This is a genomic window from Gluconobacter sp. NFX36 (assembly GCF_049887835.1).
In the GTDB taxonomy this organism is placed as follows: domain Bacteria; phylum Pseudomonadota; class Alphaproteobacteria; order Acetobacterales; family Acetobacteraceae; genus Gluconobacter; species Gluconobacter japonicus_A.
Genome location: NZ_JAGEKJ010000031.1, coordinates 1 through 9,415 on the forward strand (window position 1 = coordinate 1; position 9,415 = coordinate 9,415).

Consider the following 9,415-nt stretch of genomic DNA (forward strand, 5'->3'; position numbering starts at 1 on the left):
TTTCGGGCGAAGACTCAAGACCCTCAGTGGCCTCACACCTTACGAATATGTCTGCAAAATATGGACTTCAGAGCCAGAAAGATTCATCATTAATCCAACCCATCAAACCACGGGACTAAACACCTAGTAGCAGCGCCAGCAACAGTGGTTTTGCGAAGGCAGGCAAGGTGGCACTCGTTCGAATCTGGTCCCGGTTGGCCTCATACTCGCCCTGGTATGCACCCTCGAGGATAGATTTCTGGCCATCTGAGAGCTCCTGGGCAGCGAACACGATCGGCGCCGGGACGGAATTCCAGGCCCAACCATTCGCGCCGAACAGTTGCTGGATGTTGGTGTCCTGCCCGGAGAGGCCGATCATCAACGTTCTTGAACGAGCAATCAGTGCCTTGAGCTGCTCCCGTATCTGTGTAAATCGCTGGTTCTGCGCCCAATGCGTGATGGCTGCTTCCCTCGCTACGAGCAGCGGCCGATACTCGGCTTCGCTCGCTATTGCCCGGTTCGCGCAGCCGTGGAACTTGTACAACGTCCCGATCCCCGGCGGTCCGTGCAGGTCTGCCCCGGTGACGGTAACGCGGAATGTCTCGTTCGGCCGACCGAGTTCAACCATTGCCGCTTCCAATAAGCCGTCCCAGTTGGCCGTAGCAAGATCGGTCACCACACCTTCGAGAACCAGCATGGCGATCGCTAGGTGTTCCGCGTCGGCCTTCTGCGCGGCAAATGTCGCAGCGAACTCGAGGACGTCCCACAGTAGGTAGTCAAAGGGCCGCCCCTGAACCTCCGTACCCAGCACCTTCGAGTACTTGCTCCAGAGCCGGTCAATCAGTGCATCGTGGATCGGCCATGACCCAACCGGCTGAGAGAAGTCGGCACGCGCTCTCTCGGCAGAAGATAGGTCGGCGAGGCTGAGGATACTGTCGAACGCGCGATGGTGCTCGCAGTCACCGCCGGTGATGCGGAGACGCAGGTTCTCGAGCAGCGTAGACAGCACACCGTCCAACCCGACCACGCGGTCCCGCGAAATGCCCGATCCCAGCCAGAGGGCGTATTGCCCAGCCTGGAAACCCGCAGAAAAACTCTTCTGCGGACCGTCGAGCAAGTCGAGCGTTTCCGCGATCGTAATAGTTGACGCCGTCGGCAAGGTTCCCCCTTCACATCACGCCTAGCGTGACCGAGTGCTGTTTCCACCAATATTTTGAAGAATATTCGGGTCGGGAACAATACTTGGTGGTTCGTTAATGTGACGAGTATATAGCCAGCTAATGTGCTCGATACGCTTCACAGTGGAAATAGACGATTGGTGGCCGTTGTCTGTCTGTATCGCGTGCTACGTGTTTAGTCCCGGGACTAAACAGTTTAGGTAACGGCGCCATGGATGGCGACTCAGGCCCAAACTCTGTCTATCGCGGTTCGCCCGACAATGTCGGCTTCCGGGCAACTGCCATCACCACTTTGATGTCTACCTTGAAGGCGAAAGCAGCCTGTCTGCTTGTCACGCGCTAAGCGGACTTGCCGGTTTCGCCTTCATCCTCGACATACAAGGCGCGATAAAGATTTCCAAAACCGGACATGTGCGCGTGGCAAGTCCGACATACTCGCGTATGCCGTCACCGTTGTTCCCGTCTGCCAGTAATTTCCGCTCATGTGCCTCACGATGCTGCGCATATTGGTAATTATACTGTAGCAAAATGAACCGACATCTCTGGACAAACACCTGAGCGAGCGCATGGTTAAGTGGTTCAACTTGATGGAATGATGCCCCGCATGCCCCGCTGATTGACGGCGCGCTTCATCACACCTCAACGCCAGTTCAGTCCTGCGCGGCACGACGATCAAATGCGGCGCGGGCCTGTTCAAGGGCGGGCCGGTTCTCGCGTGCCCAACTTGCCAGGGCTGCCAGAGGTCCTGTCAGGCTTTGCCCCAATGGGGTCAGACAGTACTCAACCTTCGGCGGGACGGTAGCATAGGCTTTGCGAGCCACCAGTCCATCGCGTTCGAGCCCGCGCAGAGTGATGGTCAGCATCCGGTGCGAGATGCCGGGGATGCGGTGCTTCAACGCATTGAAACGATGGGTGCCTTCTGAGAGATGGCCACAGACCATGACCGTCCACTTGTCGCCAATGCGTGCAATCACCTCTGCTAGGCCGCGACATTCAGCTTCTACATTTTCCATTGCTACTCCTTGGGGCGACAGGAACCTGGGTGTTCTTGACGCATGAATTCATGCGTACTTGTTAGCTTATAGGAACAAATTTATCCTAAAGAACCATAAATAACCATGGAATCTGATGATGAAAATAGGTGTGAGCGGTGCCAGCGGCCAGCTCGGTAGCGCAGTTGTTCAGGCGTTGGCGGAAACGGTTGCGGCCGAAAACTTGGTGGCGATTTCGCGCACCCCCAACACCGATCGAAACTACGCAGGTCGCTTAGGAGACTACGACCAATCCGAGACATTGGTGGCGGCCTACCAGGGCCTGGATCGCCTGTTGTTGATTCCGGGGGCTGATCTGCGGCCGGGGATTCGTTCGCGCCAGATGTTGGCGGCCGTGGATGCCGCTGCACAGGCCGAGGTCGGTCACGTCTTCCTGTTGTCGGCAACCGGGACGCAGCGTGAGGGGGAGTCCGCCGTTGGGGCGGCGTATTGGCACAGTGAGCAGGCGTTGATCAAGAGCGCGATCCCCGCATGGACGATACTGCGTATGAGCTATTTTTCCGAGACGCTGGTCGAAGAGGTGCGGATGTCTTTGACGGCAGGCGGGCTTGCGATGCTTGAGGACAGCCGCGTCAGTTTCGTTTCGCGCGGCGACGTGGCCAAAGCTGCCGCCGCCGCATTGACCAGCGAGGGCCACGAGGGCGCCATATATCAGCTGACAGGCTCTGAAGCCCTGCGTGGCGAAGCGGTCTGCAGACTGGTCGCGCAGCAGATCCAGCGGCCCTTTGCCTTGAACGTTATGCCCGCCGAGGTGTTGCGAGCCGGGTTGCTCAAAGCGGGTCTGCCTGACGTGGTTGCCGATGCCGTGGTATCGATGAAGGCGCGGCAGGCGCGTGGCGCCTACGACATCGTCAGCGGTGACATCGTGCGTTTGACCGGAGGCACGCCGTGTTCCCTAGCCGAAATTCTGGCGAGTATCGCCGGAGGACTGGGGCAGTCGTAGCACCGCACTTGCTGGGTGCTTTGCTGCGCCATTCGACGGAGGTCCGCGCCACCGGTGCAAGTAGGCTTGGAATTGCGGGTACATGACCACGCTGGTGGCGTAGTTCAACAGGAGGTCAGGTCCAACTGGATGTCGGCGTTGCAGGGCACTCGACCAGATGGCTTTCCAGGGCTATGGCGTCCGGGGCGGCTAGCAACTGTGTTTGAGCGGCCTCTCGTCACAATCACCAACGCTATCCTCAAAAGCGGAGTGCCATGGCGCATTAGCTCCGCCGCTTAAACACTGTTGCTAATTCAGACCGTCACGAGACTCAACGAAAGTGCTATTCCTCTCACTGTCGAACCGATCGCGTGCCGTTCTGAATGCCGCAGCGTTGTCAATAATCCACCGCCAAAGAGGCATCATTCCTACGAGCAGCCCCTTTCCCAACGGAGTGAGAGTATAATCCACCCGTGGCGGGACCTCACCGTAATCATGGCGAATAATAAGACCGTCGCGTTCTAACTGACGAAGAGAACGCGTCAACATACGCTGCGTAACCCCATCAAGCCGCCGCGCCAGCTCTGCGTGTCGCAGAGTACCAGCAACACCAAGAATATGGACAATACCGAGTGACCATCTGTTGCCGGCATGCGCAAGCACTTCTCGCTTCAACCCGCCATCGTTGTCACTGAGAGCAGCACAGGCTGCCTGCGACTGAGCCATCACGGCATCGAAGTCCAGATTATCGAACGGTATCACTCGTGTACCTTCTTCGCTTTCCCGCATCGCGTCTTATTTTAACTTCATAACCAGAAGGAATTCCTGATGCCAGCGATGAAGACCCCTGTCATTGAAACCCTTGTCATCGGCGCCGGAGAGCTTGGTCAGGCCGTCATCACCGGCCTGCTTGAACAGAAACCGGAATGCGCCCGATCGATCAGCGTTCTTCTCAGACCATCAAGCGGAAGCTCCAGGACGGATATTGCGCGACAATTAAAGCAAAAAGGCCTGCAGATCGTTTATGCTGATCTTGCGACGGAAACGGTGGAGGACCTCTCCGTCCTCTTCGCCAAGTTCAATACGATTATATGTTGTACCGGGTTTGTTGGTGGTCCCGGTACACAGCGTAAAATTACCAGTGCCGTCCTGAAGGCTGGGGTGGACTGTTATGTGCCGTGGCAGTTTGGTGTCGATTACGATGTTGTTGGACGTGGCAGCGGGCAGCCAGTATTTGATGAGCAATCAGACGTAAGGGACATGCTGCGCGGTCAATCTGCGACCCGATGGATAATCGTTTCGACAGGAATTTTCACCAGCTTTCTGTTTGAGCCAGCTTTCGGTTTGGTGGATTTTCAAGGTGCCAAGGTTCGCGCACTCGGCAGTTGGGATAACCGCCTGACCGTGACCACTTCCGAAGATATAGGACGACTTACAGCGAGCATCCTCGCCCATAAACCGCCGATCCAGAACGAGGTGGTTTACGTTGCCGGGGATACGTTTTCCTACGCTCAGCTCGCCGGAAAGATGGAGCACTATCTCAGCCGCCCTGTCACTCGGGAGTTGTGGGAAATCGACTGGCTACGCGCAGAAGTCGCTGCACACCCTGACGATGGAATACGGAAATACCGTCTTGCTTTCGCACGCGATACGGGCGTGGCTTGGGACAAGGTTCGGACTTTTAACGCTTTACAGGGCATTGAGGTGACCGACGCCATAGCCTGGCTAAAACACCAGCAACGTCATGTAGCGTAAACATCTCACTGTTTGCGACATCTGAATTCCGGGAGACACAAGGTCTGCATCAATCCTAGCCATTCGCCCCCTTAGTTTACTTGCAGAGCGTCGCCGGAGCATGCCGTTCTGCTAGCCTCTGATGGAAGTCAGCATGAAGTGCTGCAAGTGTAATCTGGCCAAAACGCGCGAGAAGTTGGGCCTTAACATCCGCAAGGACGCCACTCATGGCGTGGTTAACGGCTTCTTCGACAAGGCACTCAGTCTCCACACTCCGGTTCCCTATGGCGAATAATCTTGGAGCATCAAGAGCCTCGTAAATATCTTGCAGCGTTACCTGATCCAACTGGCATGAAAGCGTCCACCCGCCGCCATGTCCTTTTTCGGAGTGTACATATCCATGCTCACGCAGACCGCCCATAAGACGTCGCACAACCACGGGGTTGGTGTTAAGGGCGCGAGCCAGAGCTTCTGACGTCATGGGACCACCTGCTTCTGCCATATGCAGGAGTACGTGGAGCACACAGGATAATCTGTTATCTTGTCTCATGTAACTTCATGTGTTGCTAGAGTGTAATTTCGTCAGTATATCATGAAACTCGAAAAGTGACATGAAAGTGCGTGCGAACACTCTTACTTCGAGGACATGCTGTATGAATTTGCTCGAAATTCTGACAGTCGGCGTCGTGGCGACTGCTGCATCCGATATCTGGCAACAGGCCCAGAAACCATTGACTGGAATTCCTGCAGCCAACTGGCCTGTCACCGGCCGCTGGGTCATAGGGTGGCGCGATGGCAGGATCTATGACCCAATGATTGGAAAAAGACCCTCCCTGAAAGGAGAGGCACCTGTCGGCTGGGCATTTCATTATCTGATTGGTGCTGTTTATGCCGCACTGTACCTCAGTTTTGTGGTGGTTATAGCAAAGACAGTCCCCACACTGCTAAATGGTCTACTCTTCGGACTTGTTACCCTTTTAGCCCCTTTTCTGTTTATGAAACCTGCTCTGGGCGGCGGTTTTTTCGGGCTTAGAGCCCCCAATCCTGAAAAAGGACTATTCCTCAGTATAAGCGCTCATGCTGTCTTTGGAATGGGACTGTATTTAGGTGAACTTTTTTACCAAGGTCTTTTCTAAAACATTATTCATATCGTGATTATAGTTTTCTATAATCACGAGGACTGACACCTGTCACTCTGCGGAAGACCTGAGCAAAGTGACTTGGATTGTTGTATCCGATCTCCAAAGCAATCTCGATAATGGAAAGATTGGTCTTACGAAGCATTTCTGATGCTTTCTGGACGCGGCGCTGCATGAACCAATCAGAGGGGGTTTGTCCCGTGGTTGTACGGAATGAGCGACTGGTGTGAAAACGGCTCATGCCACACAAAGCAGCAAGACAATCCAAATCGAATGGTTCAGCCAGATGTGCTTCCATATGATCAAGAACTCTACGCAGTTTCCATGTGGGCAAGAGAGTGGATCGTCGCTTTATCTTAGCTCTGGCATCAGCATACTGTCTTAAAAGATGAACTGTCAGACTTTCCAGAAGGCCATTTACAAATAAGGGATTTGCAATAACGGAAGATTGCATTTCAGCTATCAGGCCACTCAAAATTCCTGATATAAAAGCATCTTCCCCGCCCGAAACATCCCGCATTCGAATACGGGATGAATTCAGATTTAATGACATGGCAGCTCGATCGACAAGCTCAAGTCCAAGATAAAGATGCAACACTTCAAAACAAGTGCCTCCCTTGCCCTGCCAACGCATCAGATAGGGTGTGTCCGTCTGCGTGAGGTAAAATGTTCCTGCTCTTGCCTTGCTCTGTTCCCAAGGCCCTGTCAGCTCACGCTCTTCGACATTTGCTTCTCCGCGGATAACCCAGACAAGCAAGGGTTCTGCGACGGCAGGCACAAGAATTTCGTCTTCTTGTACCGGGCGAGTGAATATCTGGACGTCAACATCCTTCCAGACATCCCCATCACTTTGCGCGACTTTCTCCCCGGGCAGAAGTTGCTCCAGTGTCAAACTGGCAGCACGCCGAGAAGGAAGGCAGGATAAAACCATCCGCTACACTCTCTCATTTCCATGCGCGACTATCTATAGCGCAAAATCGCAATAGTTTCAGCAAGAAGCCAAGCGAGATATCTTCTGGCATAATTTACACCTCCTTCGACAATTAAGGCCGATTGAAGGCTCGTCGTGTGGAGAAGATTATGAATATTGCAGGAAAAATTGCTCTGGTGACCGGAGCATCCAGTGGCATTGGTGCGGCAACAGCGCGCAAACTTGCAGCAGAAGGAATGACAGTCGGCCTGGCGGCACGTCGTCATGATCGCCTGGAGACGCTTGTTAGTGAAATTACCAAGGCTGGCGGTCGAGCCATTCCTCTGGTGACGGACGTTACTGATCTTGTCTCGTGTCAAGAAGCGGCAAAGAGCTTGATCGCCCAATTTGGAAGGATTGATGTTCTGGTCAACAATGCGGGCCTGATGCCCCTATCCAGCGTTGACAGCCTGAAAGTGGACGAATGGCAGCAGATGGTGGACGTCAATATATCTGGTGTTCTTAATGCAACGGCAGCCGTTCTTCCGCAGATGATCGCACAGCATTCGGGCCATATTTTCAACATGTCCTCGATTGCAGGCCGGAAAGTCTTTACGGGTCTCGCCGTTTACTGCGCCACCAAGGCTGCGGTAACAGCGTTTTCAGACGGCCTCAGAATGGAGATCGGACCAAAGCATAATATCCGCGTTACCTGCATTCAGCCGGGAGCCGTAAAATCAGAGCTTTATGACCACATTACAGATGCTGATTACCGCAAGCAGATGGATGATCTTGCAGCGTCCATGACCTTTCTCGAAGGCGAGGACATAGCAGACAGTATTCTTTTTGCTCTGAAATCACCTGCACGTATGGATGTTGCAGAATTGTTTGTTCTTCCGACTGAACAGGGATGGTGAACAGAAACTGATCGCCAACTGAGCTTAGGAGGCAGGCACCCTACCGTCGAAAAGAGGCTTAAGGCTGGAAAGCCTCTTGAAGCTCGGTCACAAAGACCCGCAGCTTTGGTGTCATAACAGGACCTGCGTTATAGAGCAGGTGCATGGGTCTGTCCGGAACTGTCCACCTCGGCATAAGCCGGACAAGCCGTTTGCTTTTAATATCTGTAAGCAGGGCCTGCTCGTAACCCAGCAGAATGCCATCGCCAGCGAGTGCTGCAGAATGCAGAACACTTGAATCATTACTGATTATCCGCCCGGAGACGGTGACTGGCCGCGTAACGCTGCCTTGAGAAAAGTGCCAGGTCGTTACAGGACCGCCGGAATTTTCATACACGAGACACTCGTGGCGCATCAGATCTTCGGGCTGCCCTGGAAAACCGTGTTTTTCCAGATAGGTTTGAGCTGCGCAGATGACCCGACGATAGGCCGTCAAAGGACGACTGACCACTGTAAGGTCCGTCTCAAGTTCACCAATTCGGATCACAGCCTCATGACCGTCCATTGTGGGGTGAATCAGTTGGTCTGTCAGTGACAAATGGACTTGAATTTCTGGGTATCTTTTTTGAAAATTACGAACAAATGGCAGGAATACTGTTCGCCCGAAAGTGACGGGTACACTGACAGATAATGTGCCGCGGGGTGTGCCAAGCGTATTGGCTGCCAGACTGTCAGCTCGTTCAGCAGCCTGCAGAACAAGCCGACATTGCTCGCAATAGAGGCGTCCTGTTTCAGTCAGACTTTGCCGACGTGTCGTTCGATGCAACAGGCGAGCACCAAGGTGATGCTCCAGAGCCTCTATATGCTTGGCGACCATCTGCGGCGACAAAGTCAGATACTGGGAGGCCGCAGCAAAGGACCCTAATTCCACGACCTTGATAAAAATCTTCATGCTGGTTAACCGGTCAAGCATTCATCATCCTCAGTTGTGACTGATGTATCATATCGACAATTTATTCAGCAAAAAAGAGGAATATGCTGAAAGCTTCGAGTGATTGGCAAGTCCAGTTCTGGTGGAGACTTTCGAAATGCCTGTTTATCTTGTGCGCATGGACCACCCTGACGGCGAGGGATGGGGACAGCATGTCGCAGCACACGTGTTGTATCTCAGGCGCCTTATTCAGGAAGGCAGCCTGCTGGCCTCCGGTCCGTTGAAAGGGACCTCATTGCGCTCCGGCTTTCTGATTATGAAAGGCGCCAATCGGCAAGAGATTGACGCGATGATTGCCGGTGATCCCTTTGCATCCGAAGGTTTGATTTGTGATCTGCGCATTGAAGAATGGGACCCACTATTCGGGTGCCTGTCAAACCATGCAACAGGCAAACTCCCGCAAGAATTGAAATCTCTTTTCCCTTCATGACGACAGCGCTGTGTTTTTTAAGAAATAAAAACGAAAAGAGAGCCTTGGGATTGTGAACGATCTGGAGGGTTCGAAAAACCTTCTGGATTTGAGGGTTCCTCTGTGATTCCATCTCTCCTGCGTTGATTGGGGATGATGGCAGATGAAGCAGCCTGGTTTCTTTGATGTTGAAGAGCGGCTGGCC

12 protein-coding genes and 1 pseudogene are annotated in these 9,415 nt (G+C 53.6%); 7 read left to right on the forward strand and 6 right to left on the reverse strand.

Features of this window, described 5'->3' with window-relative positions:
* Positions 1 to 127 (forward strand): annotated as a pseudogene (locus J4P41_RS15260) (IS481 family transposase); the annotation flags it as partial.
* Here the strand turns inward: J4P41_RS15260 and J4P41_RS15265 are convergent.
* The gene (locus J4P41_RS15265; protein WP_426067787.1) at positions 116 to 1,096 is read right to left on the reverse strand and encodes an SIR2 family protein; all 981 of its coding nucleotides are present in this window, start codon (positions 1,094 to 1,096) and stop codon (positions 116 to 118) included. The pseudogene J4P41_RS15260 and the gene J4P41_RS15265 overlap by 12 nt on opposite strands.
* A 272-nt stretch (positions 1,097 to 1,368) precedes the next feature.
* On the opposite strand from J4P41_RS15265, the gene J4P41_RS15270 reads away from it, so the two are divergent.
* Positions 1,369 to 1,500, forward strand: coding sequence for a hypothetical protein (locus tag J4P41_RS15270; RefSeq protein ID WP_426067788.1), 132 nt, complete (start codon positions 1,369 to 1,371; stop codon positions 1,498 to 1,500).
* A gap of 307 nt (positions 1,501 to 1,807) precedes the next feature.
* Here J4P41_RS15270 and J4P41_RS15275 read toward each other — a convergent pair whose 3' ends face one another.
* Positions 1,808 to 2,170 carry a winged helix-turn-helix transcriptional regulator gene (locus tag J4P41_RS15275; protein WP_007284623.1) on the reverse strand — a complete coding sequence of 121 codons (363 nt, stop codon included), beginning with the start codon at positions 2,168 to 2,170 and terminating at the stop codon, positions 1,808 to 1,810.
* A 130-nt stretch (positions 2,171 to 2,300) separates the two neighbouring features.
* Here J4P41_RS15275 and J4P41_RS15280 point away from each other — a divergent pair, with 130 nt between their 5' ends.
* Positions 2,301 to 3,152 (forward strand): NAD(P)H-binding protein, encoded by an 852-nt coding sequence (locus J4P41_RS15280; protein ID WP_426067789.1) that lies wholly within the window; start codon positions 2,301 to 2,303, stop codon positions 3,150 to 3,152.
* A 288-nt stretch (positions 3,153 to 3,440) separates the two neighbouring features.
* On the opposite strand, the gene J4P41_RS15285 is transcribed toward J4P41_RS15280, so the two are convergent.
* Positions 3,441 to 3,893, reverse strand: coding sequence for a winged helix-turn-helix transcriptional regulator (locus J4P41_RS15285; RefSeq protein WP_426067790.1), 453 nt, complete (start codon positions 3,891 to 3,893; stop codon positions 3,441 to 3,443).
* A gap of 66 nt (positions 3,894 to 3,959) precedes the next feature.
* On the opposite strand from J4P41_RS15285, the gene J4P41_RS15290 reads away from it, so the two are divergent.
* Complete coding sequence (locus tag J4P41_RS15290) at positions 3,960 to 4,886, forward strand: aromatic alcohol reductase (RefSeq protein WP_426067791.1); 927 nt, start codon at positions 3,960 to 3,962, stop codon at positions 4,884 to 4,886.
* 76 nt (positions 4,887 to 4,962) lie between these two features.
* On the opposite strand, the gene J4P41_RS15295 is transcribed toward J4P41_RS15290, so the two are convergent.
* Positions 4,963 to 5,415 carry an Rrf2 family transcriptional regulator gene (locus tag J4P41_RS15295; RefSeq protein ID WP_082666660.1) on the reverse strand — a complete coding sequence of 151 codons (453 nt, stop codon included), beginning with the start codon at positions 5,413 to 5,415 and terminating at the stop codon, positions 4,963 to 4,965.
* 103 nt (positions 5,416 to 5,518) lie between these two features.
* On the opposite strand from J4P41_RS15295, the gene J4P41_RS15300 reads away from it, so the two are divergent.
* Positions 5,519 to 6,001 (forward strand): DUF2938 family protein, encoded by a 483-nt coding sequence (locus tag J4P41_RS15300; RefSeq protein ID WP_048845217.1) that lies wholly within the window; start codon positions 5,519 to 5,521, stop codon positions 5,999 to 6,001.
* 19 nt (positions 6,002 to 6,020) lie between these two features.
* On the opposite strand, the gene J4P41_RS15305 is transcribed toward J4P41_RS15300, so the two are convergent.
* Positions 6,021 to 6,935, reverse strand: a complete 915-nt coding sequence (locus J4P41_RS15305; protein ID WP_048845216.1) for a helix-turn-helix domain-containing protein — start codon at positions 6,933 to 6,935, stop codon at positions 6,021 to 6,023.
* Positions 6,936 to 7,084: 149 nt separating this feature from the next.
* Here J4P41_RS15305 and J4P41_RS15310 point away from each other — a divergent pair, with 149 nt between their 5' ends.
* Entirely contained in the window at positions 7,085 to 7,831 is a 747-nt protein-coding gene (locus J4P41_RS15310) for an SDR family oxidoreductase (protein ID WP_041240784.1), read from the forward strand.
* A gap of 58 nt (positions 7,832 to 7,889) precedes the next feature.
* On the opposite strand, the gene J4P41_RS15315 is transcribed toward J4P41_RS15310, so the two are convergent.
* Positions 7,890 to 8,783: a LysR family transcriptional regulator gene (locus J4P41_RS15315; protein WP_207854941.1), complete on the reverse strand. Its 894-nt coding sequence runs from the start codon at positions 8,781 to 8,783 to the stop codon at positions 7,890 to 7,892.
* Between the two features lie 115 nt (positions 8,784 to 8,898).
* Here J4P41_RS15315 and J4P41_RS15320 point away from each other — a divergent pair, with 115 nt between their 5' ends.
* Complete coding sequence (locus J4P41_RS15320; protein WP_025860481.1) at positions 8,899 to 9,231, forward strand: YciI family protein; 333 nt, start codon at positions 8,899 to 8,901, stop codon at positions 9,229 to 9,231.
* The last annotated feature ends 184 nt before the right edge of the window (positions 9,232 to 9,415 follow it).

Coding starts and splice junctions, on each gene's coding strand:
- J4P41_RS15270 (WP_426067788.1), top strand. CDS start 1,369: ATGGATGGCGACTCAGGCCCAAACTCTGTCTATCGCGGTTCGCCCGAC.
- J4P41_RS15275 (WP_007284623.1), bottom strand. CDS start 2,170: ATGGAAAATGTAGAAGCTGAATGTCGCGGCCTAGCAGAGGTGATTGCA.
- J4P41_RS15290 (WP_426067791.1), top strand. CDS start 3,960: ATGCCAGCGATGAAGACCCCTGTCATTGAAACCCTTGTCATCGGCGCC.
- J4P41_RS15295 (WP_082666660.1), bottom strand. CDS start 5,415: ATGAGACAAGATAACAGATTATCCTGTGTGCTCCACGTACTCCTGCAT.
- J4P41_RS15300 (WP_048845217.1), top strand. CDS start 5,519: ATGAATTTGCTCGAAATTCTGACAGTCGGCGTCGTGGCGACTGCTGCA.
- J4P41_RS15305 (WP_048845216.1), bottom strand. CDS start 6,935: ATGGTTTTATCCTGCCTTCCTTCTCGGCGTGCTGCCAGTTTGACACTG.
- J4P41_RS15310 (WP_041240784.1), top strand. CDS start 7,085: ATGAATATTGCAGGAAAAATTGCTCTGGTGACCGGAGCATCCAGTGGC.
- J4P41_RS15315 (WP_207854941.1), bottom strand. CDS start 8,783: ATGCTTGACCGGTTAACCAGCATGAAGATTTTTATCAAGGTCGTGGAA.
- J4P41_RS15320 (WP_025860481.1), top strand. CDS start 8,899: ATGCCTGTTTATCTTGTGCGCATGGACCACCCTGACGGCGAGGGATGG.